We start from the raw sequence: 25,455 nt of genomic DNA on the forward strand, positions 1-25,455 counted from the left end.
TTCGAATGGGCTGTTGCCCTGCTCGCTATTTTCCTCGTTCTGTTTGCGTTAAGGCGATTATCACAAAAAGTTGAATATATTTTAGCGGCCCAGGTGCTAACGTTTGAACGTTATTATTCACAACGGGAAAACATCGTGAAAAAATTATCCAGTCTGATTCTGTTATCTGCTATGTCTGTCGCTCCAGCCGCATTTAGCGCCCCCGTCGGGACGCTCAGCGTACATATTCTCAATCAGCAGACGGGTTTGCCTTCATCGGGCGTGACGGTTACCCTTGAAAAACAGCAGGCGAATAAATGGACAGCGCTGGCCACCGGCGTTACCGACAACGATGGTCGTATTAAATCGCTCTATCCAACTGAAGGGGATATGCAGCCGGGGATTTATAAAGTGACCTTCAAAACCGGAGATGATTTCAGCAAACAGAAGCTGGCCTCGTTTTTCCCGGAGATCCCGGTTCTCTTCACCGTCACGCGCACTAATGAAAAGCTGCATATTCCACTACTGCTCAGCCAGTATGGTTACTCCACCTATAAAGGCAGCTAATCGCTACGTCCATCCTGAATAAGCAAAAAGCCTGCGCGAAAGCAGGCTTTTATCGGGCGACTATCGGGCGATAGCCGTGCTTAGTGATTCTGCTGGAGGATCCTTAAAAAATCCTCTTTATTGGCAATCAACGACAGCGCTCTGGCGATGACTTCGTCGCTAAAGATCGACGCCACCTCTCTCAGCACATCAATATGCTCACTCTCTTTGGCGATCACGCCAATGGCAATAAACATGACGTTATTTCTGTCCCAGATCACGCCGTCAGGGAATTGATAAATCTCCACCCCCGTTTTGACAATGATGCTGGTGGCTGATTTAGGCAGGTGCGGCAGCGTAATGCCATTGCCTAAAAAGGTGGAGACCTGACGCTCTCTTTCAGCAAGAAACGCCACGCAATCTTCGCTGACGTACCCTCTGGACTTAAAGTCCGCGCCAATCATGGCCAGCACTTCTGCTTTATTTTTCGCCCGGCACGACAGATGGAGATTATCCTGCGTAATAGTATCGATCATAATCCGTTTTCCTTGGTGGCCGTATTGAATCCTGCAGTAGATTTATTTGCCGACAGCTCCTCTTCCAGCTGCTCCAGCGATTTATTCGATGTTTCTGGCAGCGCTGTTATCACAAAGACAATCGCCAGGTAGTTGATCGCGGCAAAAATCAGGAATACCGGACCTAAACCGAGCTTGGCCTGCAATAATGGGAACAGATAGCTGACGATGGCGTTCATCACCCACATGAAAAATACCGATATGCCCATCGACAGTCCGCGGAACTTGAGCGGGAACAGCTCAGCCAGCACCACCCAGGTGATAAAGCCCATCGTTCCCTGCATAACGCCAACGAACATCGCGCCGAGCAGCCAGATGGCCGTGGCTTTGACGTCGCCGACCAGCGTGTAGTCTACGCCGGCAATGATAAGGTGCAGGGTGGCCATCAGCGCGAAACCATAAATAATGATGGTTTTACGTTTAAAACGATCGACGAGGTACAGCACGCCAAATAGCATGCCGCCGACGGAGAACACGCCATTGAGTACGTTGCAGATGAGGGAGGTTCTTTCTGAGAATCCGGCGCTGCTGAGGATCTCAGTACCGTAGTACATAATGACGTTGACCCCGGTGGTCTGCTGCAGCGCCGCCCAAATGATGCCCACCAGCAGGAGTTTGAAAATCCACGGCGTCTGAAGAATGGTGATAAAGGCGTTCTGGGAATGCAGCTTTTTGTCCGCCTCGGCCTTAATCAATGTAGTGATATCGTTGAACTCTTTGGTTGCACGTTCAAGCGGGCGGATTTGCTTTAATATTTCCAGCGCTTCTTCATGACGGTTTTTACTGATTAACCAGCGCGGGCTTTCCGGTGACCGCAGCATACCGATAAACAGGCAGATGGCGGGAATGGTCTGCACCATCAGCATATAGCGCCAGACGTCGGGGAGATGGCCCCAGAGGATGCCAATAATGGCGTTGATGGCAAATGCGGCGAGCTGCCCGATAACAATGGCGACTTCGTTTAAGCCGGTCAGTTTACCGCGCATTTCGGTTGGCGCCACTTCGGAAATAAAGGTGGGGGCGGTCACCGAGGCGCCACCCACGGCATAGCCGAGGATGAAACGTGAAATAAGCAGTACGGTGATATCCGGCGCCAGAGCGGACATTAATGCGCCGATGAAAAAGATAAAGGATAAAAAGAGCAGGTACTTTCTTCTGCCAAAGAAGTCCGCGAATTTTCCCCCGAATACGCTGCCTAACGCGGCGCCGATCAGCAATACGCTCATGACCAGACCTTCTGTGGTCGGGGTCAGGGCCATATATTGTTTCAGAGAGGAAAATGCGCCATTAATAACGCCGGTGTCATAACCGAATAGCAGGCCGCCAAATGTCGCAACCAGGGTTATCTGGTGTAATCGTTTTCTCTGCTGTAGGTTCAGATTCATAATAAGAGACATTTTTATACCTTTTGTTTTGATTAACGGCACGAGATAAAAACGTGTCATCCCATCCTTGTCACGGCCTGCCTTTGCGCCTGGCGAAGCACGGCCGGGATGAAATAATTTTTGTTCTTAGTGCAACTATTTAGCGCGATTGCTATGCGCTAAATAAAACCGATCAAAGAGGTTTCTTCTTGCTTAACGATGAATCATCGGTAGATGCGGGGCTGGGGCCTCCGGGGTGGTTGACGTTCAGAAAGTCCCCGGCAGCGTGAGGGTGGAAAAGGGGCGGGCCAATATAAACGGTTCGGATAAGTCCTGATCTCACTTCCTTCATTGCATCCTCCGGGGGGTTAGGATTTCTGCTGCGCCATCAAGGCGGGCAGAGTGCGTTTAGTGAGAGGTGATTATTACCGCTATAAGTGAAATAAAAATACAAACAGATCACATTTTGAAAGTTTTATTTCGGTTTGGTTTTGTGGGCTATGTGTAACAGTCATGTGTATAGAATAGCTATTTTTATAATTAATTGATATATATAGCAATTTTTAGGATTGTTTAAGCGGTTCTGGCCCGGTGGCAGGAAAATGAATTGTTAAAATTATGATATATATCACATTTGTTAATATACCTGTTTATGAAATTTAAATTTCATTAATGTGTTGTTTTTATTTTTTATTCGAAATTGGGGCGCCAAAAAGCTTCATCACCTCGATACGCGTTTTGCCGCAGGGTGACGGTTGCGCTCAATGCCCGGCGGCGGCATGAGCTGCGGATGTACCGCTGGCGTCACCCTGGAAACACAATTGAGAACCGCCAATTATCATTGTGATACGCATGCTCTCGTTTTGATAATCAGCGGCGACCTCATTCGCTTTTTATTCTTTAACCGGCCGCTATTTTTAGATACGCCTCACATAACTCAGCCTGAAATAACCCTTTATTTATAGGTGGCATAGCCATTGCTTTAATCCGTTATCTTTCTTTGTGAGTGGAGACTGAAAAATATGGATACATTGCTGGTTGGCAGTGAGGTGCCCCGCGTAGACGGGCTCGCCAAGGTGACGGGTAAAGCGGTCTACGGCGATGACATTATTATGAACAATATGCTGTATGGCGTCTGTCGCTACGTGGATATTCCTGCCGGGCGCATCGATGCGCTCGACCTGTCGGAGGCGGAAAAAGTACCCGGCGTCGTACGTATTGCCACCTGGAACGATATCCCCGGTCAGCGCAAACTGGGAGCGATTGTTCCCGATCATCCGCCGATTATCGACAAGGAGATCGCCTACCGCGGCGACGTGGTTGCCGTTGTGGCGGCGGAAACCTACGAGGCAGCCTGCATCGCCGTCGATAAAATCAAAATCACCTACAACCCGTGGGAGCCGATTACCTCCCCGGAAGAGGCGATGAAGCCCGGAGCGCGCCTTATTCACAGCGAACTCGATAGTAATATCATCAACCGCCACCACACGGCGAAGGGCGATATTGATGCCGGTTTTGCCGCCTCCAGCCATATTTTTGAACGTGAGTATGAGGTGGGGTTCCAGGAGCACGGCTATATTGAGCCGGAATCGATTACCGCCTACCTGGACAATAATGAACAGATCATGACCATCGAAGGGTCGATTCAGAACGCTCACCGCACCCGGGCGGTGATTGCCAAATATCTCGACCTGCCCCAGGCGAAAGTCAACATTAAGCGCTCCGTCCTCGGCGGCTCCTTCGGCGGTAAAGATGACATTATCGATAACGTCTCCTGCCGCGCGGCGCTGCTGGTGCACCTGACAGGGCGGCCGGTTAAGATCTCCTATAACCGCGAACAGTCGATGCGCGAGAGCTACAAGCGCCATCCCTATAAGATGAAATACCGCATTGGCGTGGACGACGATGCGCGCATTCAGGCGATTAAAATTGACATTATCGCCGATGGCGGCAGCTACTGCGGCCAGACGGTGTTTGTCACCTGGCGCAGTTCCGTGCAGGCGGCGGGCCCCTACAACATTCCTAACGTACGCGTCGATCTGGTGGGCGTTTACACCAACAACAACTATACCTCGGCCTACCGCGGCTACGGCGCGCCGCAGGTCATTTTCGCCAACGAATCGCTGATGGATGACGTGGCGGGCGAACTGGGCCTGTCGCCCGTTGAGTTCCGCCTGCGCAATATTCTCAAGCAGGGCGATACCAGCATGGCCGGGCAGGTCTTCAGCGAGCATACCGTCTCCGCGCAGGAGGTGCTGGAGAAGACGCTGCTCAAAGCCGAATACGAGGCCAAACGCGAGCACTACAAAAAGCTTAACGCGGAAGGCGGCCCGATCCGCTACGGGATTGGCTTCGCGCTGAGCCATCGCGGCTGCTCTCTGGGGGCCGAGGGGCTGGATGCCTCCTCGGCGCTGATTCAGGTGAATGCCGACGCCAGCGTGAACATCTCCACCTCGGTATCCGAGAACGGGCAGGGGCTGCAGACCACCATGTCGCTGCTGGCGGCGGAAGCCTTTGGTATTGGGCTCGACCGGGTGATGTTTAGCGAACCGGCCACCGCGATGATCGCCGACGGCGGCTCAACGGTCGCTTCACGCGGTACCCTGATGGGCGGGCAGGCGATTCTGAGCGCGGCGAACAAAATTAAACAACGTATGGCGGACGCCGTCAGGGAAACGCTGAAAGCGCAGAGCATCGACGATATCGCCTGGCAAAATGGCAAGGTGTTCAACCGCCACAGCCCGGCGCTGAGCCTCAGCTTCCAGCAGGTGTGCGATATGACCCGGGCTACCGGGGCAAACCTCTCCGCCTACGGCTGGCACGTGGCGCCGAATATTCATTGGGATGAAGAGAAGGGCTGCGGCAGCCCCTATTTCACCTGGGTGTACGGCTGCCAGCTGGCCGACGTGGCGGTGGATATGCGCACCGGCAAAATCACCGTCAAAAACGTCGTCGCCACCCACGATGTCGGTAAAGTCATTAACCCGGTTGGTTTTAGCGGTCAGGTCTACGGCGGCGTGCTGCAGGGGATGATCGGTTACGGCATGCTGGAGGATTTCAACACCGAGCACGGCGTGGTGAAATCGGAAAACTTCGATACCTATCTGCTGCCGACCATCAAGGATATGCCGCACATCGATATTATTGCGGTGGAAAACTACGATAAAGCGGGCCCGATGGGGGCGAAAGTTATCGGCGAACCGGTACTTGAACTGGGCGCTGCGGCTCTCAATAACGCGGTGAGCTTCGCCATCGACCGCCCCAACCGGATCCTGCCGCTGACTCTCGAGCAGGTTCGCCTGGGTTATAACCTCAAGAAGCCGGAGCGCCAGAGTGAGCAGATGCTGGAGTCTGGCGATAAGAAACAGGTTCACCGCCTCAACACCCTGTCGCTGAGCGTCCCGCAAACCCTGAAAGAGGCCCTGACGCTGATGGCCGAGAAGGGGGCAATGCCTATTGCCGGCGGCACCGATGTGCTGGTGCAGGCCCGGATGCTGTCCGGCGAGGTGCCGCTTGTCAATATCGCCGGGCTGGCGGAGCTGAAAGAGATTTTTGACGTTGAGGGCGGGATCTCCATTGGCTCCGGCGTCTGCTTTACCGACCTGGTTAAGCATCCGTTGATTCAGCAGCGCTATCCGCTACTGGTTACGGCCTGTAAAACCGTCGGCTCCCTGCAGCTGCGCAACCGGGCAACGATCGGCGGCAATATCGTCAACGCCGCCCCGTGCGCGGACTCCATGCCGCCGCTCATTATCTACGATGCGGAAGTAGAGCTGCGCAGCGCGCGCGGAACGCGCCGGATGCCGGTCAGCGAATTTGTCGTGGGCGGCTATCGCACCCTTCTTGAACCCGATGAGCTGGTTGTCCGCTTTATCCTGCCGGCGCCGACGCAGCAGCCGCTGATCAATCGCTATCTGCAGCTTGGCCGGCGCAATGCGTTGAACATTACGCGCCAGAGCCTGACCGGCCAGTTCATGGTCGATAAGGGCGTGGTTCGCCTGTGCCGTCTGGTGGATGGTGCGCTGATGGCCAAACCGCAGCGGTTGACTGAGGTTGAGCAGGCGCTCACCGGGAAGGCGTTAGACGCTGCCGCCATTGACTATGCGGCCGGGGTACTGCACGACAAGGTAGAAAAAGCCATCGGCGGACGCTGGTCTGCGCCTTATAAAGTCCCCGTATTTATCGATATGTTCCGGCAGATGCTGCAGGAAGTTATGACAGAGCAGAAAAAATAAGGAGCCATGAACATGAACCATATTGAGCTAAAAGTGAATGGCATCCGCATTGCCCGCGATGTGAAAGACAATGTCCGCCTGATCGATTTTCTGCGCGAGGAGCTGAAGCTCACCGGCACCAAAGAGGGCTGCTCGGTGGGCGAGTGCGGAGCCTGCACCGTGATTATGGACGGCAAATCCGTCTGCTCCTGCCTGCTGCTGGCCGCCCAGTGTAACGGGGCGGAGGTCACTACCGTCGAAGCGCTGCATCACGATCCGGTCGGTAAAAAATTGCAGAACGCCTTTATTCGTCACGGCGGCGTTCAGTGCGGCTTCTGCACGCCCGGCGTGTTGATGAGCGCCAAGGCGCTGCTGGATGCCAACCCGGCCCCCAGTGACGATGAGCTGAAAGAGGCGCTGGAGGGGAACATCTGCCGCTGTACGGGATATCAGCCGATCATTACCTCGATTAAAGCGGTGCTGAAATCCTGATCGCCGCAAGCGCCGCCGTCGCCAGCCGACGGCGGCGTTGTATTCGGCTTCAGGGGGAGGATGACGATGAGCAAAAAAATGGATAAACAGTGCGTTATGCTGGCCGCCGGGCTCTCCAGCCGGATGGGCAAATGGAAAATGATGATGCCGTGGGGCGAGGGAACGATTCTCGATAGCGCCCTTGCCAGCGCCCTGGCGTTCTGCGATCGGGTGGTGCTGGTGACGGGATTTCGCGGCGACGAACTGGCCGCGTGCTATCGGGATCATCCGGGCGTTGAGGTGGTCTTTAACCCGCAATATCAGGACGGTATGTTCTCTTCTATTCAGTGCGGGGTAGGCCATATTCGCGCTTCGCGCTTCTTTCTGGCGCTGGGCGATATGCCGGAGGTCACGCCCGGCGTCTACCGCCGGCTGTGGGCCAACGCCGACGCCGGGAGCTGCATTATTCCAGCCTACGATCGCGGTAAAGGCCATCCGGTTCTTCTGCCCCAGCGGGCGATTTCTCTGATTCGTCGCGCGCAGCAAGGGGCCACCCTGCGGGACGTTATCGGTCAGATGGCGGCGCGCGTTATCCCCGTGGCGAATCAGGGGATTCACTGGGATGTTGACACTCCGCAGCAGTATCTTGAGGTCGCGCGCCGCTGCCGCAAAGATCTGGCCGCCGTCGGTTAGCGCTGGCGGAGGGAAGAAGCAGAAACAATATCGCCCCGGGGCGCACAGCGCCGGGGCGATATTTTTTACCCCGCGGCGCTTTCACGCAGACGGGCTTTCAACTGGCTGTATTCCTCACTGACGTACCGTTCGGCGGCTCGCTGATCGGCAATACGCTCAACGTTAACGGCGCAGTACTTGTACTCCGGGGTTTTGGTTATCGGGCTGAGATTCTCCGTGACCAGCTCGTTGCAGGCGCCGATCCACCACTGATAGGTCATGTAGACCGCCCCTTTATTCGGCCTGTCGCTGATTTTCGCCCGGGAAATCACCTTGCCTTTGCGCGAGTTAACCCACACCAGCTCTTCGTCCTCGATGCCGAGCCGTTTGGCGTCGGCGGTGTTGATCTGGATGTAGCCCGGTTCGTCCGCCAGTTTGGCCAGCGCAGCGCAGTTGCCGGTCATCGAACGGCAGGAGTAGTGGCCCACTTCGCGCACCGTGGAGAGCACCAGCGGATAGGCATCGCTCAGCTTATCGACCGGCGCCTGCCATTCGCAGGTGAAGAACTGCGCCAGCCCGTTCGGCGTGGAGAACCGTTCCGCAAACAGATACGAAGTGCCCTGGTCCGCCTCGGACTCGTCGCGGCACGGCCACTGCACGTAGCCCAGTTCTCCCATCTTCTCGTAGGTTGCGCCGAAGAAGTTGGGGCACAGATGGCGGAGTTCATCCCAGATCTGCTGCGTGTTGTCGTACTTCATCGGATACCCCATCCGGGTGGCGATTTCGCAGATGATTTGCCAGTCGGTCTTCAGATCCCACTTCGGCTCCACCGCCTTGAAAAAGCGCTGGAAGCCGCGGTCCGCTGCGGTATAGACGCCCTCATGTTCTCCCCACGAGGTCGAGGGCAGAATCACATCGGCCGCCGCGGCGGTTTTGGTCATAAAGATATCCTGGACGATGACCAGCTCCATCTCTTCGAAGGCCTGACGCACGGCGGAAAGCTCGGCATCGGTCTGGAGCGGATCTTCCCCCATGATATACGCCGCCCGCACTTCGCCGTGCGCCACGCGGTGCGGCAGCTCGCTGATGCGGTAGCCAGGGTTCTCCGGCAGGCTCTCAACGCCCCAGGCGTTGGCGAACTTCTCCCGGTTTTCCGGGAATTTCACGTACTGATAGCCGGGATAGGTGTCCGGCAGTGCGCCCATATCGCAGGCGCCCTGGACGTTGTTCTGGCCGCGCACTGGATTGACGCCGACGTGCGGTTTCCCCAGATTCCCGGTAAGGATCGCCAGGCTGGTCAGGGAACGCACCGTTTCGACGCCCTGCCAGAACTGGGTTACGCCCATCCCCCACAGAATCATGGCGTTTTCGGCGCGGGCGTACAGCCGCGCGCATTCGCGGATCTGCCTGGCGCTGATGCCGGTGATGGCTTCCACCGACTCCGGCGTATAGCCTTCGACGATGTTGCGATACGCTTCGAAGCCTTCGGATCGCCCGGCGACGAAGGATTTATCGTAGAGATCTTCTTCGATAATCACCTGCCCGATGGCGTTGAGCAGCGCAATGTTAGAGCCGTTTTTCAGAGCCAGATGCAGGTCGGCGATGCGCGCGGTTTCGATTTTACGCGGATCGCAGACGATGATTTTGGCGCCGTTGCGTTTGGCATTGAGGATATGATTCGCCACGATCGGGTGCGAATCCGCCGGGTTATAGCCGAAAATAAACACCAGATCGGTATTATCGATCTCGGTGATGGCATTACTCATCGCGCCGTTGCCGACCGACTGGTGCAGACCTGCAACCGAAGGGCCGTGTCAGACGCGTGCGCAGCAGTCGACGTTATTGGTACCAATAACGGCGCGCGCAAATTTTTGCATGATGTAGTTGGTTTCATTGCCGGTGGCGCGCGAAGATCCGGTGGTCTGAATCGCATCCGGCCCGTACTTCGCTTTTATGTCGCTGAGGCGGTTTGCCACGTAATCGAGCGCTTCCTCCCAGGAGACGGATTCCAGCTTACCGCCGCGCCGGTGGCGGATCATCGGCGTTTTCAGGCGCGGGGTGAGGATCTGCGGGTCGTCAATAAAATCCCAGCCGTAGTAGCCCTTCAGGCACAGGGTGCCCTGATTATTTTTCCCCATCGCAGCGTCGGCGCGGGTAATTTTTCCCTCTTCTACCGTGAGCTGCATTTTGCAGCCGGAGGCGCAGTAGGGGCAGACGGTCGTGACTCTTTTCATAGCAGTGGTCCTTAAACTTAGAACAGCAGGGCATAGCTAAAACGGCCGTTCAGGCCCTGCGCGATACCCTGCTGCACGACGGGAATCGCCAGCAGCAGCAGGGTGATCAAGGCAAACAGGAGTCTGGTGAGCATCATTACCCCTCCTGCGCTTCTTCAGGCTGTCTCTCCTTCTGAACTTTGCGCAGCAGGAGCCACATTCTGACGGTTCTGACGGCCATGTTGCGCGCCGCCGAGCTTGGCGGGGCCGGATCGGGGACCGGCGTTTCGTGGTTAACGCGGAATGGCACGCTGCCGTTGAGGGTGAGGTTGGCGACGATAGCCGTCAGGGTGCCAATCGTAATCCCGCTGTGCAGAAACAGCTGAACCATCGGCGGAAACTGGGTAAACAGATTGGGCACCAGCACCGGCATCATGCCGAGGCCGAGCGTTAATGCCACCACCATGCCGTTATTATTGTTGCGGTAGTTCACCTGTCCCAGGGTACGAATACCCGACACCGCCACCATACCGAACATGACAATGCCCGCGCCGCCGAGGATCGGTTTCGGTATCAGCACCACCAGCGCCGCCATCCTCGAGAACACGCCCATCAGAATCAGAATGATGCCGGAGACCGACACCACAAAACGGCTGCGCACCCCGGTTAAACCGATCAGGCCAACGTTCTGCGCGAACGCGGCGTAGGGAAACAGATTGAAGAAGCCGCAGATAGTGGTCGCGATACCGCAGGTGTTGAGGCCGTTGCGCAGCATCTTCGCGTCCACCTTTTTCCCGACGATATCCCCGGTCGCCATCATCGAGGACATGGTTTCCACCATCACCACCACCATCACCATCGACAGCAGGGCGACGGGGATAATATGAAATTCAGGTTTGGCGAAGGGCATCAGGGTCGGCAGATGGAGCCAGGGGGTGGCGTGGACGAGGCTAAAGTCGAGAGGCTTAAAGCAGCTCCAGAGTACGGTGCCGATGATAAGGCCGATCAGCACCGACGTGTTTTTCACGACGCCGGAGGCAAAGGTGTAAATATTGAGAATAATCACCAGCGTGATTGCCGCCATCAGCAGCGAGAAGGGGGCGCCAAAGCCGCTCATTTCGCTGCTCCCGCCGCCAATCCACCCGCCTGCCACCGGCATAATAGACATGCCGATAAGCGTGACGATGCTGCCCATCACCACCTTGGGAAAGAAGCGGATGAGCTTGCTAATCCACGGCGCGCAGCAGAGGATAAAAATACCGGACACGATCACCGCCCCGGAAATACCGCCGATCCCGTACTCCTTACCGATCAACACCATCGGGATCAGCGCGGCGAAGGTACAGCCCTGGATAAGCGGCAGCCGACAGCCGAGCCACTTACCGACCCCCAGCGACTGCACGATGGTGGCCGCGCCGCAGATAAACAGGTCGGCGCTGATCAGTAAAATAATGTGCTCCGGCGGGAGCCCTACCGCATTACCCACAACGAGCGGAACCGCCACGGCGCCCGCGTACATCACCAGCACGTGCTGAAGCCCATAAAGAATCATTTGCGTAACGGGTAATATTTCATCGACCGGTGCGGTCGAGCTCCCGTTATGTGAGGCGGAATTGGCGATATCTTTCATGAAGTTGTTATCTCCTGTACGACTTCACTCTGTATAAACATGAACAGAGCCGAAGTTACGATTCGAAGGCCGCTGCCTCCCTGAGCCGATGCGTTCATCAGCGTGTTGCGCGCACGAGAAGTAATATGCGTAAGCTGTGCCAAAAATAAGCGCCTGGAGAATTGAAGGAGAATTGTGTGAAATAACTCACGAGAAAAAGGCGGGAATATCGACGCGCTGCGAAACTTCACAAATAAATCTCGTGGTGAATAAACGCGCGCTATCACATTGAGACAGGGAGCGTCTCATTTTGGTATCACGCGCGATACGTTGAATTATCAACATGATTAAACCCTGAGCGCGGAGAATCATTTTTGTTCAGCGAGAGCGGATATATATCGCGCCGCTAAGCGGGAGTGGGCCTGTTTTTTTGAGACGGCTCGCAAAAATAAGCACCATATGAATACCCTGAACAAAAGCGCCTGATTATTGCATTGCTTCCCGGTGAGTCCTGGAATAATAAAGGGAAGCAAATGAATAAATTTATTGTTGCCGATTCTGCAAACTGTATTGGCTGCCACGCCTGTGAAGTGGCCTGCGTCACCTCTCATCGCCAGGACAGCTGGCCCCGGCAGCGCAGCGACTTTCTGCCGCGCATTCGGGTGTTCTTCCACCGCCACGCCAGCAGCGCGACGACCTGCCGCCACTGCAACGACGCGCCCTGCGTCGGCTCCTGTCCGACCCAGGCGCTGCGCGTGGCGAACGACAGCGTTCAGTTTACAGAGGCGCTGTGCATCGGCTGTAAAAACTGCGTCATCGCCTGTCCCTTTGGGGCCATTGAGATGGTGGCCAACGATGACGACGCGCCGCAGCTGGCGCAGAAATGCGATCTTTGCAGCCAGCATCCTTCCGGTCAGCAGGCGTGCGTGGCCAGCTGTCCAACCCAGGCGCTGCAACTGATGGATGAGGCCGCCGTTAACCGGCTGCGTAGCGCGCGGCAGATTCGCTCCGCGCTGGAAACCCCGCTGGGCGCCGTTCGCGGCGCCAGACGCAGCGCGATACTCAATAAACCTCCGCGGGTGGGCGCGAAAAAAGTGCCCGCCGATGACCGCATGCAGCACTTCGGCGAAATCTATCAGCCGCTGAGCGAGTGCGATGCGGAGTATGAGAGCGAACGCTGTCTCTACTGTGCGCAGAAAGCGTGGTGCAACTGGACCTGTCCTTTACATAATCATATTCCCGATTTCATCCGCCTGGTGAGCGAGGGCAAGATTATCGAGGCGGCGGAACTATGCCATCAGAGCAGCTCCCTGCCGGAGATTTGCGGCCGCGTCTGTCCGCAGGACAGGCTGTGCGAAGGGGCCTGCACCTTAAAGAACGAAGGCGGCTCGGTCGCCATTGGCAACCTTGAGCGCTATATCACCGATACCGCGCTGGCGATGGGCTGGCGACCGGCAATCGGCACAGTGGCCCCGCGCCCGGAGCGGGTGGCGGTGATTGGCGCCGGGCCCGCCGGACTGGGCTGCGCCGATATTCTCGTGCGCGCGGGCGTGCACGTTGACGTGTTCGATCGCCATCCGGAAATCGGCGGCCTGCTGACCTTCGGTATTCCGCCGTTCAAGCTGGATAAAAACGTGCTTGAGAAACGACGCGACATTTTTAGCGCCATGGGCGTCAATTTTCATCTCAACCAGGAGGTGGGGCGCGACGTGGCTTTTGCCGATCTGCTGAAAAACTATGACGCTGTCTTCCTCGGCGTGGGCACCTACGGTCTGATGGCCGCCGGCCTGGAGGGAGAGAACGCCCCCGGCGTGATTCAGGCCCTGCCGTTCCTGATTGCCAGCACCCGCGAGGTGATGGGGCTCGAAGAGAGCCCTGAGTATCCGCTGACCGACATTAAGGGGAAACGGGTGGTGGTGCTTGGCGGGGGAGATACGGCGATGGACTGCCTGCGCACCGCCGTTCGCCGCGGCGCAGCGAGCGTGACCTGCGCCTATCGTCGCGATGAGCTGAGCATGCCCGGGTCGAAAAAAGAGGTGGTGAACGCCCGGGAAGAGGGGGTGAAATTTGAGTTTAACGTGCAGCCGCAGCGCATTCAGCTCAACCGCAAGGGGCAGGTCTGCGCGGTGGAGATGATCCGCACGAAGATGGGCGAGCCGGGCCCGGACGGCCGCCGCCGGCCGCAGCCTATCCCGGATTCCGGGTTTGAACTTAAAGCCGATGTGCTCATTATGGCGTTTGGCTTTCAGGCTCACGAGATGCCGTGGCTGCGCGGCCACGGGATTAAGCTGGACCGCTGGGGGCAGATAGTGACCGGCGGCAAAGGGCGCGGAACGACGCAAACCAGCCATGACAAAATCTTTGCCGGCGGCGATGCCGTGACCGGCGCGGACCTGGTGGTCACCGCCATGGTTGCCGGGCGGCAGGCGGCCAGCGAGATGTTGATGCAATTCACGGCCCGGGAGGAGATATGACTCGTTTTATCGTTGCCAGTTCGCAGGCCTGCATCGGCTGCAGGACCTGTGAGGTAGCCTGTGCGCTGGAACACGTGGCGCCGGGGGCGGAGTTTCATCCCCGCCTGAAGGTGATGCGCCTCAACGAGCTTAGCGTGCCGGTGATGTGTCATCAGTGCGAGAATGCGCCCTGCGTGGGCGCCTGCCCGACCGGGGCGCTGAGCATGGGGGCGGAGAAAGTGGAGGCCGACGGCGGGCGCTGCATTGGCTGCCAGAGCTGCGTGGTCGCCTGCCCGTTTGGGGCGATTACCATTGAGGTAGAGGCCGGTGTGACGCCGGTTATCGTTAAGTGCGATCTTTGCGGTAACCGGGAGCGCGGCCCCGCCTGCGTTGATGTCTGCCCGACGGCGGCGCTGAGTATCATGACCGAAGAGCAGCTCAGCGCGCTGCAAAAGCAGCGCAATATCGCCACCGCCGCGCTGCTGTCGCTGTAAACCTTGCGTCCGGCGGCGCGGAAGCTGCCGGGCAATTTCATACGCCCGCGTTCTGTCAGCAAAAAAAACCGGCCTGCCAGGCCGGTTTAGCGTTTTTACGCGGGCTACGCGGGGAGCGCATCCATTCGCGCCCACATTTTTTTCGCCACTTTCTGCGCTTCGCGGAATATCGGCCCGCAGTCGAAGCTGAACTGGCGATCCTCGTAGATCATCACGCCGTTCACCATGACGCTGCGCACGCTGTTTGCCCCCAGGCCGAAGGCGATATGTCCGGCGATGTTTTCCGCGATCAGCGGCGTCGGCGCCATATAGTCGCAAATGGTGAGGTCCGCTTTATAGCCCGCCTCAAGGCGGCCAAAGCGGGCGCTGAAGTTGCGATTCAACAGTTCATTGCCGTTGCTCAGCGCCTTCGCGAAGCTGTCCGGCCACAGCGGCCCGCCGGCGTCGCGGTGTTTAAAGAAGGCAAACTTCATCTCCTCGAACATGTCGGAACCGATGCCGTCGGTGCCGAGCGCCAGATTGCGCATCTGCGGCAGGCGGGGGTTGTAGCCGACGTGGTTGTTCATGTTGGAGCGGGCGTTGTGCACCAGGAAGCCGTCCTGCGCGTTGAGCAGCTCGACGTCGGCATCGGAGATGTACAGGCCGTGGGCAATCAGCGTCTTACTGTTGATAAGGTCGAACTCCGCCAGCCGCACCAGCAGGTCCTTGCCGTAAAGGTGATGGCTGTGAGAGACATCGTAGCGGTCTTCCGCCGCGTGGATATGCAGGCCGCGGCCGGTGGCTTTTAGCGCTTCGCGCAGCATCGCCAGACCTTCATCCGGCACGGTGAACGGCGCATGGGCGCCGATATGGGCCTCGACCAGATAAGGCTGGTCGCCTTTTTCGCGCGCGGCGTCGATCTCTCTCGCGAAGCGAATGTTCTCCTCAACGCTGTCGCGCAGCTCGCGGCTGCCAAAGTTGCGGTCGGTGGTTTCGAAGCAGGTCATCCCGCGCAGCCCGATTTTGAGGAAGGCGTTGCGCAGCTGGCTCAGGGAGCCCGCGATATAGTGGGGCGACGCATGATGATCGACAACCGCCGTGCAGCCGCTGCGCACGGCCTCCATGGCGCAGATCAGCCCGCTGTAGTAGAGCGACTCTTCGTCCAGCGCCCGGTCGAGGCGCCACCACAGGTTTTTCAGCGTGGAGATAAAGTCCGGGCTGGGGGCGATATTGGCCTGAATCCCCCGGGACAGGCCGGAATAAAAGTGATTGTGGGAGCAGACCATGCCGGGCATTACCAGCTGCCCGCGCATCTCTTTCACCTGCGCCTGCGGATAGCGCTGGCACAGGCCGGGGCCGACAGCGAGAATTTTATCATTCTCAATGGCGATATCGACGTTCTCCCACACTTTCGCCGGATAGATCTGCGCGGCGGTGGCATTTTTCAGGATCAGGACACTCATACTTCAACGCCTCCCAGAAGATAGCTTTGGTGCTGATGAATATGGCTTATGATGCGGCACATGGCGTCCAGCTGGGCCGGTACCTCGTTAAACTGGCCGCGGTCGTTAATTTCCAGCTGCCACGTCTGGTCGTCCTGACGCACTTTGACGCTGGCGCCCGCGACGAAGAAGCCCGGATTGGTGCTGTTGACAAAATCCTGCTCCAGGCTGAACACGGTGATTTTGTCTTTATACGGTTTTCCCTGCCACGGGCAGAACTGAGCGCAGTTGCCGCATTCGTTGCAATAAGCGTCCAGATGCAGGGTCTGGAAGCGATTCTGGAAGCCCGGCACGGCCACGGAAATATTGGCGCGGTTCGGACAGACGTCGACGCACTTGCTGCACACGTAGTTGCACTCCAGGCAGCGGCTGGCTTCCTGCTCGACAAAAGCCTCGCGCTGGTTTTTATCCACCAGCGTGATGGCGATAGCGCCTTTACGCTGGTACACCTTCGCCGGATCGACGTTGTTCCAGACTTTGTTTCCGTAGCTGCTGGCGATATTTTCCCGCGCCAGGATCGCGTCCGTGGCCCGTCGCGCGTTGCCGATAGCGGAGACGATAGAAGAGGGGCCGCGCTGAACGTCGCCGATCAGGAAGACGTTCGGCTTGCTGGTCTCGCCATCGGCGTTGACCACCGGCCAGCCCTGCGGGTCGAGCGGGATCCCCATTGCCGACAGCGCTTCGCCGTCCTGCTGCTCGCCGATGGCGGTAATCAGAGAGTCGACTTGCAGGGTGCGAATCTCATCGGTTTCCACCGGGCGGCGGCGGCCTTTCTCATCCGGCTCGCCCAGCTTCATCACGCGTACGACGAGCGTTCCGTCGGCGTTAAACTGTTCCGGGTTGCATAGCCATTCGAAGTCGACGCCGTCGAGCAGCGCCTCATCGTACTCTTCGCGCCAGGCGGGCATCTCTTGCTGCGAGCGGCGATAGACGATGGTCGCGCTCTGCACGCCGGGTACGCGCAGCGCCGCGCGGGCGCAGTCCATGGCGGTGTTGCCGGCGCCGACCACGGCCACGCGTTTGCCCAGGTTCAGCTCGGCGCCGCGGTTAAACTCGCGCAGGAACTGCAGCGACTTATGCACGTTCTGGTTATCGCCACCCAGCTTCACGCCGCTGTTTTTATCGGTACCGGTGCCGACCAGCACGTAACGAAAACCTTTCGCCTGCAGTTTTTCCACGCTCAGATGCGGATCGCAGCCGTACTCAATTTTGACGCTGTGGGCGACGACAAAATCGATATCGTGCTGGATAAGCTCGCCGGGAATGCGGAACTGCGGAATGATATTCTTCACCACGCCCCCGGCGCTGGCTTCGCGTTCAAAAACCGTGACCGGATGCCCGGCGCGGGCGAGGAAGTAGCCGGCGGCGAGACCGGCAGGGCCCGCGCCGATCACCGCTACCGGGTGCCGGGAGCCGGATCCCGCGGGCTTATGCCAGCGGCTGCGGTACTCGTCCCAGCCTTTCTCCAGCGCCACTTTTTTCAGCTCACGGATGTTGAGCGCGCTGTCGTAATCCAGACGCGTACAGTTGTACTGGCACTGGTGGTCGCAGATATGACCGGTGATGGCCGGCAACGCGTTGCGCTGATAGATCAGCTCCAGCGCGTCGGCGTAGCGATGCTCGCCCAGCAGGCGGATATACTCTGGAATATCCTGCTTGATGGCGCAGGCCGTCACGCAGGGGGCGACGTAGCAGTCCAGCAGCGGCAGCGGCTCGCCGGTATCAATGCGCTCTTCCGGCTTCCACTGTTTCTGGGTGTAGTCCATGCTCACCGCTTTTTCCGCCAGCGCGTTGAGGCGCTCGACGTCGATCTGCGTCATGTTCCAGCCGCCGGCTTTCTCCAGCTCGCGCATGCACTCGCTCAGGCGTAGATATCCTCCCGGCTTCAGCAGGTCGGTGGCCATGGTGATAGGGCGAATGCCGGTGTCGAAAATTTCGCGAATGTTGAGCTGGCTGGCGCCGCCGGAGTAGGAGATCGGCAGCTTGCCGTCAAACGCCCGCGAGAGCAGGGCGGCTACGTTGATCGATAGCGGGAATAGCGCGCGGCCGGACATATACATTTCATCTCCCGGCAGCGCGCCTTTGTTGTTGACGGTGCCGAGGGTGTTGGTCAGCTTGACGCCAAAGCCGAGGCTGCGCGCTTTCGCCAGCGCCATCAGGCGCGTCAGCATCTCCAGCGCCCGGTCTATCTTAAGGTCGTGGTCAAACGACGCTTCGCTAAGGCCGATATAGCCGAAGCCGCAGGCGTCGAGGATCTGGCGAACGCGCGGATAGCCGAGCAGGGTCGGGTTGAGCTTCACAAAGGTATTGAGATTTTTCTCCGTCAGCATATAGCGGCAGATGGCTTCGATCTCGTCCGGCGGGCAGCCGTGCATGGTTGAGAGGGTGACGCCCTGAACCAGCCTGGCCGGCACGCGTTGAGCCAGATTGTCCAGCCCGTCTTTGCGCGCGCAAGTTGGCAGGCTGTCGATAAAGGTTCTATTTTGCAGCCAGCGGTTCAGGGTGTCGCGGTACTGGGCGAATTTAGGATGGGCGGAGGCGTCCATCATGTTGTCGATAAATTCCTGCATTGGCGGCTGCTTAATACCGTCAAGGTTGTAGCCGACGCTCATATTGAAAATAAACGACTTGCTCTCTTTATGGGTGCCCAGCGGAAAGACCTGCTCCAGCAGATGCAGCGTGAACCAGGCTTTCAGGTACTCATCCCAGGCTTTTTTGAGGGTAAATTCGGTGGACCACTCGGTGTTGAAGCACTCATCTTCGGCATCGATGCAGGGCTTTTCCAGCTCCAGGCGGTCAAGGATCTGTACGGTTTTCAGCTCAATAAACCGCCCGCCGGTTAGCCAGGCGGTAATAATGTTCTGCGCCAGCTGGGTATGCGGCCCGGCTGCCGGGCCGAGCGGCGTCGCGCAGCTTTCGCCGAATACGCCGATCGACCGCTGCGCCTGCGGCGTATAAAACTGTTGCTCGGGAATGCCAAAAATAGTCCGCTGACTCTGGTACTCGTCGAAAATGCGCGTTAAAAGCTCCTCAAACGGCACGGGACGCATTATATCTCCCATAACCCTCTCCTTAGATATCATTGTAAGATCGACATTGCCGGTGGTAATCATCCCGACGGATAACGAAAGAGGAGCAACAATCACACCAGTTATTCAAACGGCGGCGGCGGAATAATTAATTTGTGAACCAGGTCGAAACTCAACGCCGCGGCGTGAATAATTCCATAGCGGGTAAATGAGAACTCAAATCAATACGCTTTATCATTCGGCGAGATTTCTCAAAATCAGATCCGGAATATCAGAATGATAATTTATGTCGGCTATTCGGCGGTGATTTCAGCGGGCGGCGGGAATTTGGCCCGGCGGTTGACGAAATAATCGGCGCGATAGCCCAATTTCAACGTCGCCAGGGCTAACAAAATGACCTGATTCACAATTCGCGATAAAAAACGGCGGGGCAGTATAAATATTGCATAGCCATAATCGGTCGCTGCGACGGTATTCTCAACGGAGGGTGAGCTCTCAAACTGAGAAGCCGGGCGACATCGCAGACAATCCCCAAAACCGTAAAAGAAATTGCCTTTGAGGTTGGTATGAATATTTTCGCAGAAGCAGCACGGCTTGAAGAACAGAACCGCCCCTTTGCCCTGGCGCAGATTGTCGAAAGTCGGGGCTCCACCCCCCGACACTCCGCTCAGATGCTTATCCGGGAGGACGGCTCGATTGTGGGCACCATCGGCGGCGGGATGGTGGAGCGTAAAGTCATCGATGCGGCGCTGGAAGCGCTGCGCGAACGGGCGTCGCGAATGTTTCACGGCCGCATGGCGCGCACCGGCAGCGACGCCGTGGGCTCCGACTGCGGCGGCGCGATGTCGGTTTACATCAGCGTGCACGGCCTGCGCCCGCGCCTGCTGCTGGTCGGCGCCGGGCACGTCAACCGCGCGGTTGCCCACGCCGCGGCGCGGGTGGATTTTGACATCTGCGTCGGCGATATCTATTCCGCCAGCCTTTGCCCCGACGCTTTTCCGCTTTCGGCGCGGCTGGTGCACGCTGCCAGCTTTACGGACGTGGTGGAGGCGATGGCGGTCAGGCCGCAGGATTTCGTGCTGATTGCCACCAACAACCAGGATCGGGAGGCGCTGGACAGGCTGATAACCCAGCCGGTGGCGTGGCTGGGGCTGCTGGCCAGCCGGCGGAAAGTGCAGGCCTTTGTCCGCCAGATGCGGGAAAACGGCGTGACGGAGGCGGATATCAGCCGTCTGCGGGCGCCGATTGGCTATGACATCGGCGCCGAGACGCCAAACGAGATTGCCATCAGCGTGCTGGCGGAGATCCTGCAGGTGAAAAACGGCGCGCCGGGGGGGCTGATGAACCAGGTGAGGCAAGCGTGCCAGCCGGATTGTCTGGCTGAGGCGGTGGAGGTCTGAGCTTCTGCGAGGGGAAATGTTGCCGGGAGGTTCCCGGCAACCCGTGGCGTACAGCTTATTGGCTAATAATGGTGCCCGTTTTTCCTTCAATCCCCTCTTTGGCTTTGCTCAGCATCGTGATCAGCGCTTTACGCCCCGGCCCTGAGCGGGCGAAGGCGGCGGCGGCTTCCACTTTTGGCAGCATTGAGCCTTTGGCAAAGTGCCCCTCTTCGATAAAGCGTTCGGCATCGCGCAGGGAGAGGTTATCCAGCCACTGCTCGTCAGGTTTACCGAAGTTGATCGCCACCTTTTCTACGGCGGTGAGAATGATCAGCAGGTCGGCGTCGATCATCTCCGCCAGCTTCGCGCTGGCCCAGTCCTTATCGATAACCGCGCTGGCGCCGCGCAGATGGTTACCCTCGCGAATCACCGGAATGCCGCCGCCGCCGACGGTGATCACCACGTGGCAGTCATCCATCAGCGCTTTTACCGTTTGCTTCTCGATAATATCTACCGGCATGGGCGACGCGACGACGCGACGGTAGCCGCGCCCGGCGTCCTCTTTCATGATGTAGCCGTTTTGGCTCAGCTTTTCGGCCTCTTCTTTGCTGAAGAACGAGCCGATGGGCTTGGTCGGATTTAGAAATGCCTTATCGTTAGCATCCACTTCCACCTGGGTTATCAGGGTCGCCACCGGGATATCCAGCTGGCGCGACAGCAGTTCTTCACGAATCGCGTTCTGCAGGTCGTAGCCGATGTAGCCCTGGCTCAGGGCCACGCAGACCGACATCGGCAGCATGGGCGTATGGGTCTCGGTTTTTGCCGCGGCCTCGAAGGCCTGGTTGATCATGCCCACCTGCGGACCGTTGCCGTGAGTGACCACCACCTGGTGGCCAAGGGCGATAAGATCGACGATCGTCCGGGCGGTGTGTCGTACGGCCTGCATCTGTCCGGCGAGATCGTCGCCCAGCGCATTCCCGCCGAGAGCGAGAACAATTTTTTTACTCATAGCTTCCTCTCATTACGTTTCTGTTCCGCTGACGGCCCGGTGAGCGGTGGAAAAGGGTTGTCGGCGTAAAAAGCGGCCCTGTCCGGCGATGCCGGTAAAGGTGCCGTTATCAAAGATCACTCTGCCGTGGGAGAGCGTCTGGCGAATCGCGCCCTGACAGATAAAGCCTTCATAGGGTGAATAGTCGGCGTTGTCGTGCAGCATGGCATGACGGATGGTGGTGGTACGCTGCGGATCGATGATAACCACGTCGCCATCGGCGCCGGGCGCCAGCAGCCCTTTCTGCGGCCACAGGCCAAACAGCTTCGCCGGGTTGGCGCTGGTGAGCGCCACAAAGCGCTCAGGGGTGATGCGCCCGGTCATCACGCCGTGCGAGAACAGCAGCAGTAGCCGGTTTTCCACCCCAGGCAGGCCGTTCGGGCAGCGGCTAAAGTCGCCGCCGGAGATCTGCCTGCGCTGCTGCGCAGAGAACGCGCAGTGGTCGGTGGCGACCGTGTCAATATCTCCATCATGGATACCGCGCCATAGCGCATCGTTGTTGCTGGCGTTGCGCAGGGGAGGGCTGAGCAGATAGTTAAGCGCGTCTTCGCGCTCGTAGCAGCGCTCGTCCAGCAGCAGATACTGCGGACAGGTCTCCACCCACACCGGCTGGTGGCGTCTTCTGGCCAGGCGCAGGTACTCCAGGCCCAGGGCGTTGGAAAGATGCACGATATACAGCGGCGCGTTTCCCGCCAGCTGAGCGAGGTTGATCGTTCGGGCGATGGCTTCCGCCTCGCACTCCAGCGGGCGGCTCAGGGCGTGATAGCGCGGCGCGGTTTTACCGGCGTTGATAAATTCCGCCCGGCGCTGGGCGATGGCGGCATCGTTTTCCGGATGCACCGTCGTCAGCGCGCCGGCGCGCTGCAGGTGGCGCATCGCCTGCAATATCTCATCATCACTGAGTTTGTACTGGTAGGTCAGATAGAGCTTAAAGCTGCTGATGCCGCTATCCACCATCATCGGGATCTCGTCGAGAATGCCGTGGTTAACGTGCTGGATAACGCCGTGAAAACTGTAGTCTATAACGGCTTTATAGGCGGCATAGCCGCGATAGACCTCGAACTGGTGGCGCAGGTGGCAGCCGACGGGCCCGAAGCCCATATGATCAACAATGGTGGTGGTACCGCCGCAGGCCGCGGCCCGGGTGCCGGTAAAGAAATCATCGCAGCTGCGGGCGAGACCCACATCAATATTGAAATGCGTATGAACGTCGACGCCGCCGGGCATCACGTAGCAGCCCTCGGCATCAATCACTTCGCAGGGGCGTTCTGCCTCAATAGAACTGGCAAGGCGCTTGACGAGGCCATCTTCAATGAGCAGGTCCTGCTTTACCTGTCCGTCGGCGTTGACGACGAGGCCATTTTTAATCAGTACGCGCATAGAAACCTCAACATACCGCCGCAGAGCGCGGCGGCAGACAGGACAAACAATTACTCCGTGGCCAGCCAGCTCAGCGGGATAGCGGCATACATCGCGGCGCAGGTTACCAGGTGCGATTTCCAGGTTTTCTCATTCGGCGCATGCGCCTCCGGCTCTTTCCCAGGCCCAAAGCCGATAACCGGAATACCGTGGCGGCCCATAATTGACACGCCGTTGGTGGAGAAAGTCCACTTATCCACCACCGGCGCTTTGCCGAACAGACCTTCGTAGGCGTTGCTCAGGGCGCGGACGGTGAAGTGGTTCTCTTCCACTTTCCAGGTCGGGAAGTAGCATTCGGTCGGGTAGACCAGGCCGGTCCAGGAGGGGCGCTCGTAGTTGTACATCGAGACCACCGCGGCGGCTTTTTTCACGGCCGGCAGCGCGCGGATCTCTTCCAGCGCGCCTTCCCAGGTTTCGCCCCAGGTCAGACGGCGGTCAATGGAGACGGCGCAGCTATCCGCTACCGCGCAGCGGCTCGGCGAGGTGAAGAAAATCTCTGACACGGTCAGGGTGCCTTTGCCGAGGAACTCGTCATCGCCCAGCTTGTGCGAAAGCTGTTCCAGCTCGGTGAGAACGGGCGCCATTTTGAAGATGGCGTTATCGCCGCGCTCCGGAGCGGAGCCGTGGCAGCTGACGCCCTGAACTTCCACGCGGATCTCCATACGCCCGCGCTGGCCGCGGTAAATCTGGCAGTCGGTAGGTTCGGTGCTGACCACGAATTCCGGACGTATGCCGGATTGTTCAATAATGTACTGCCAGCACAGGCCGTCGCAATCCTCTTCCTGAACGGTACCGGTTACCAGCAGGGTATACTCATCTTCCAGCCCCAGATCTTTAATGATTTTACCGGCGTAAACCATGGAGGCCATTCCGCCCTCCTGGTCAGACGCGCCGCGTCCGCCGATCAGCTCATCGGTCTCCATACCTTCGTACGGGTCGAAGTTCCAGTTCTTGATGTTGCCAATGCCGACGGTATCAATGTGCGCGTCCATGGCGACCAGGCGCGGGCCGTGGCCGATGTAGCCCAGCACGTTACCCATCGGATCGATTTCCACTTTGTCGAACCCGACTTTCTCCATCTCCTCTTTGATACGGTGCACCACGCGCTTCTCATCGCTGCTTTCGCTGGGGATGGCGATCATATCGCGCAGGAAGCGGGTCATCTCTTTTTCGTATTGTTTTGATTTTTCCAGGATCGCGTTGAACGGAATTTGCTTAGCCATAAGGATGTTCTCCAGTTCTGAATACGGGGGTCCCGCCGGGCGGGAGGAATGTTGATCAATCGGCTACTGCGCGGCCGGATGTTTGCCTTCCCAGACGACTTCCCGATAGTGCTTAACGTCGGTGTCGCCTTCGGTGCTAATCACCAGCACCACGGAATCGCTATCCAGCTTGAGCTTGTGCATCAGCGCTTCGCGCTGCGGATGGAAATGAATCGCCGCCAGCAGGCCGAGACCGACGGCGCCGGATTCGCCGGAAATAACGCGCGGATCCTGGCCCGCCGGGTTTCCCAGCACCCGCATGCCGAGGGCGGCGACGGCGTCCTGACAGGAGACGAACTGCGTGGCGCAGTTGCGCAGCACTTCCCAGCCCAGCGGGTTGGGCTCACCGCAGGCGAGACCGGCCATAATGGTGGCCATATCGCCGCTGACGTTGACGATCTGGCCCTTCAGCGCAGAGCGGTAGAGACAGTCGGCCAGCTCCGGCTCGACGATAATGGAATGGAGATGCTTCGCGCCGTAGACATCGGCCAGGTAGCCCAGCACGCCGCCCGCCATCGCCCCCACGCCGCCCTGCAGAAGCACGTGCGTCGGACGGGCGATACCCATTGAGGAGAGCTGTTCTACCGTTTCATCGGCGAGGGTGGCGTAGCCCTGCATAATCCAGGTCGGAATTTTTGTGTAGCCTTCCCAGGCGGTGTCCTGCACCACCTCCCAGCCGTTTTTCTGCGCGGTCTGCATGGTAAAGCGGACGGTGTCGTCGTAGTTCATGTCGGTGACGATACACTCGGCGCCGAGGCGCAGTATGGCGTCAACCCGCTCCTGCGCGGAGCCTTTCGGCATATAGATGACGGCGTTCTGGCCTAACTGGCGGGCTGCCCACGCCACGCCGCGGCCGTGGTTGCCGTCGGTGGTGGTGGCGAACGTCATCTTCTCTTTGATGCTGGATTTAAGCGTTTCGAAGGAGAGATCGTTGATATCTAAATGATATTTTTCACACAGCAGCCGGGCGATAGCATAAGAGCCGCCGAGCATTTTAAAGGCATTGAGGCCAAAGCGCCGGGATTCATCTTTAACGAGGATTTTTTGTACCCCAAACAGCGCGGAAAGTTCGTTCAGCGCCACCAGCGGTGTAGGCTGATAGCCGGCGATTTTTTGATGAAAGCGGCGAGCCTGCTGCGCCTGCTGGCGTGAAAACAGCGGTGAAGTCTCTCCGTTAAAAAAACGGTTTTCGGCAATATCCATTTTCAGTGAGAAAGCAGACATACTCGATCCTTATCCTTTTTGAA

General features: G+C 58.2%; 15 protein-coding genes and 2 pseudogenes. 7 read left to right on the top strand and 10 right to left on the bottom strand.

Annotation, left to right across the window (positions count from 1 at the left end; all coding sequences use genetic code 11):
- The first annotated feature begins 171 nt into the window (after positions 1-171).
- Positions 172-546, top strand: coding sequence for a hydroxyisourate hydrolase (gene uraH, locus HMPREF1144_RS05345; protein WP_194247315.1), 375 nt, complete (start codon positions 172-174; stop codon positions 544-546).
- Between the two features lie 80 nt (positions 547-626).
- On the opposite strand, the gene HMPREF1144_RS05350 is transcribed toward uraH, so the two are convergent.
- Together HMPREF1144_RS05350 and HMPREF1144_RS05355 are read right to left on the bottom strand one after the other, a co-directional pair.
- Positions 627-1,061: a PTS sugar transporter subunit IIA gene (locus HMPREF1144_RS05350; protein ID WP_004851939.1), complete on the bottom strand. Its 435-nt coding sequence runs from the start codon at positions 1,059-1,061 to the stop codon at positions 627-629.
- Positions 1,036-2,497 (bottom strand): annotated as a pseudogene (locus tag HMPREF1144_RS05355) (sugar porter family MFS transporter). Before HMPREF1144_RS05355 ends, HMPREF1144_RS05350 begins: the two are co-directional and overlap by 26 nt.
- A gap of 989 nt (positions 2,498-3,486) precedes the next feature.
- Between HMPREF1144_RS05355 and HMPREF1144_RS05360 the strand changes: the two are divergent.
- The 3 genes from HMPREF1144_RS05360 to HMPREF1144_RS05370 all read left to right on the top strand — a co-directional run bounded on the left by HMPREF1144_RS05360 (position 3,487) and on the right by HMPREF1144_RS05370 (position 7,842).
- Complete coding sequence (locus HMPREF1144_RS05360) at positions 3,487-6,699, top strand: molybdopterin cofactor-binding domain-containing protein (RefSeq protein ID WP_009652016.1); 3,213 nt, start codon at positions 3,487-3,489, stop codon at positions 6,697-6,699.
- A 12-nt stretch (positions 6,700-6,711) separates the two neighbouring features.
- Complete coding sequence (locus HMPREF1144_RS05365) at positions 6,712-7,170, top strand: (2Fe-2S)-binding protein (RefSeq protein ID WP_009651983.1); 459 nt, start codon at positions 6,712-6,714, stop codon at positions 7,168-7,170.
- Positions 7,171-7,236: 66 nt separating this feature from the next.
- A complete protein-coding gene (locus HMPREF1144_RS05370) occupies positions 7,237-7,842 on the top strand; it encodes an NTP transferase domain-containing protein (RefSeq protein WP_004851932.1) in 606 nt (201 codons plus the stop codon).
- Positions 7,843-7,907: 65 nt separating this feature from the next.
- Here the strand turns inward: HMPREF1144_RS05370 and fdhF are convergent, their stop codons facing one another.
- Both fdhF and HMPREF1144_RS05385 read right to left on the bottom strand, forming a co-directional pair.
- Positions 7,908-10,055, bottom strand: coding sequence for a formate dehydrogenase subunit alpha (fdhF, locus tag HMPREF1144_RS05375; RefSeq protein ID WP_077598898.1), 2,148 nt, complete (start codon positions 10,053-10,055; stop codon positions 7,908-7,910).
- 136 nt (positions 10,056-10,191) lie between these two features.
- Positions 10,192-11,664, bottom strand: a complete 1,473-nt coding sequence (locus HMPREF1144_RS05385) for a nucleobase:cation symporter-2 family protein (RefSeq protein WP_004851923.1) — start codon at positions 11,662-11,664, stop codon at positions 10,192-10,194.
- A 512-nt stretch (positions 11,665-12,176) separates the two neighbouring features.
- Here HMPREF1144_RS05385 and ygfT point away from each other — a divergent pair.
- The gene (ygfT, locus tag HMPREF1144_RS05390) at positions 12,177-14,117 is read left to right on the top strand and encodes a formate-dependent uric acid utilization protein YgfT (protein ID WP_009651992.1); all 1,941 of its coding nucleotides are present in this window, start codon (positions 12,177-12,179) and stop codon (positions 14,115-14,117) included.
- Positions 14,114-14,590, top strand: coding sequence for a 4Fe-4S dicluster domain-containing protein (locus tag HMPREF1144_RS05395; protein WP_009651981.1), 477 nt, complete (start codon positions 14,114-14,116; stop codon positions 14,588-14,590). Before ygfT ends, HMPREF1144_RS05395 begins: the two co-directional genes overlap by 4 nt.
- Before the next feature lie 104 nt (positions 14,591-14,694).
- Here HMPREF1144_RS05395 and ssnA read toward each other — a convergent pair whose 3' ends face one another.
- Together ssnA and ygfK are read right to left on the bottom strand one after the other, a co-directional pair.
- Positions 14,695-16,032, bottom strand: coding sequence for a putative aminohydrolase SsnA (gene ssnA, locus HMPREF1144_RS05400; protein WP_009652038.1), 1,338 nt, complete (start codon positions 16,030-16,032; stop codon positions 14,695-14,697).
- Positions 16,029-19,133, bottom strand: coding sequence for a putative selenate reductase subunit YgfK (ygfK, locus tag HMPREF1144_RS05405; protein WP_009651995.1), 3,105 nt, complete (start codon positions 19,131-19,133; stop codon positions 16,029-16,031). Before ygfK ends, ssnA begins: the two co-directional genes overlap by 4 nt.
- A 533-nt stretch (positions 19,134-19,666) precedes the next feature.
- Here ygfK and HMPREF1144_RS05415 point away from each other — a divergent pair.
- Positions 19,667-20,443, top strand: a pseudogene (locus tag HMPREF1144_RS05415) (XdhC family protein); the annotation flags it as partial.
- A gap of 112 nt (positions 20,444-20,555) precedes the next feature.
- Here HMPREF1144_RS05415 and arcC read toward each other — a convergent pair.
- From arcC to dpaL, 4 genes are all read right to left on the bottom strand, one after another.
- The gene (gene arcC, locus HMPREF1144_RS05420; protein ID WP_009652037.1) at positions 20,556-21,488 is read right to left on the bottom strand and encodes a carbamate kinase; all 933 of its coding nucleotides are present in this window, start codon (positions 21,486-21,488) and stop codon (positions 20,556-20,558) included.
- A gap of 12 nt (positions 21,489-21,500) precedes the next feature.
- The gene (gene hydA, locus HMPREF1144_RS05425; RefSeq protein WP_009652061.1) at positions 21,501-22,907 is read right to left on the bottom strand and encodes a dihydropyrimidinase; all 1,407 of its coding nucleotides are present in this window, start codon (positions 22,905-22,907) and stop codon (positions 21,501-21,503) included.
- 50 nt (positions 22,908-22,957) lie between these two features.
- Positions 22,958-24,169: a YgeY family selenium metabolism-linked hydrolase gene (locus tag HMPREF1144_RS05430; RefSeq protein ID WP_004851906.1), complete on the bottom strand. Its 1,212-nt coding sequence runs from the start codon at positions 24,167-24,169 to the stop codon at positions 22,958-22,960.
- Between the two features lie 63 nt (positions 24,170-24,232).
- Positions 24,233-25,432: a diaminopropionate ammonia-lyase gene (gene dpaL / locus HMPREF1144_RS05435; protein ID WP_004851905.1), complete on the bottom strand. Its 1,200-nt coding sequence runs from the start codon at positions 25,430-25,432 to the stop codon at positions 24,233-24,235.
- Positions 25,433-25,455: the final 23 nt, after the last annotated feature.

Source organism: Klebsiella sp. OBRC7, assembly GCF_000293135.1.
GTDB classification, from domain to species: domain Bacteria; phylum Pseudomonadota; class Gammaproteobacteria; order Enterobacterales; family Enterobacteriaceae; genus Klebsiella; species Klebsiella michiganensis.

Bases quoted from the DNA above. Each gene is read 5' to 3' on its own strand.
- uraH (WP_194247315.1), top strand. From the start codon at position 172: ATGTCTGTCGCTCCAGCCGCATTTAGCGCCCCCGTCGGGACGCTCAGC.
- HMPREF1144_RS05350 (WP_004851939.1), bottom strand. From the start codon at position 1,061: ATGATCGATACTATTACGCAGGATAATCTCCATCTGTCGTGCCGGGCG.
- HMPREF1144_RS05360 (WP_009652016.1), top strand. From the start codon at position 3,487: ATGGATACATTGCTGGTTGGCAGTGAGGTGCCCCGCGTAGACGGGCTC.
- HMPREF1144_RS05365 (WP_009651983.1), top strand. From the start codon at position 6,712: ATGAACCATATTGAGCTAAAAGTGAATGGCATCCGCATTGCCCGCGAT.
- HMPREF1144_RS05370 (WP_004851932.1), top strand. From the start codon at position 7,237: ATGAGCAAAAAAATGGATAAACAGTGCGTTATGCTGGCCGCCGGGCTC.
- HMPREF1144_RS05385 (WP_004851923.1), bottom strand. From the start codon at position 11,664: ATGAAAGATATCGCCAATTCCGCCTCACATAACGGGAGCTCGACCGCA.
- ygfT (WP_009651992.1), top strand. From the start codon at position 12,177: ATGAATAAATTTATTGTTGCCGATTCTGCAAACTGTATTGGCTGCCAC.
- HMPREF1144_RS05395 (WP_009651981.1), top strand. From the start codon at position 14,114: ATGACTCGTTTTATCGTTGCCAGTTCGCAGGCCTGCATCGGCTGCAGG.
- ssnA (WP_009652038.1), bottom strand. From the start codon at position 16,032: ATGAGTGTCCTGATCCTGAAAAATGCCACCGCCGCGCAGATCTATCCG.
- ygfK (WP_009651995.1), bottom strand. From the start codon at position 19,133: ATGGGAGATATAATGCGTCCCGTGCCGTTTGAGGAGCTTTTAACGCGC.
- arcC (WP_009652037.1), bottom strand. From the start codon at position 21,488: ATGAGTAAAAAAATTGTTCTCGCTCTCGGCGGGAATGCGCTGGGCGAC.
- hydA (WP_009652061.1), bottom strand. From the start codon at position 22,907: ATGCGCGTACTGATTAAAAATGGCCTCGTCGTCAACGCCGACGGACAG.
- HMPREF1144_RS05430 (WP_004851906.1), bottom strand. From the start codon at position 24,169: ATGGCTAAGCAAATTCCGTTCAACGCGATCCTGGAAAAATCAAAACAA.
- dpaL (WP_004851905.1), bottom strand. From the start codon at position 25,432: ATGTCTGCTTTCTCACTGAAAATGGATATTGCCGAAAACCGTTTTTTT.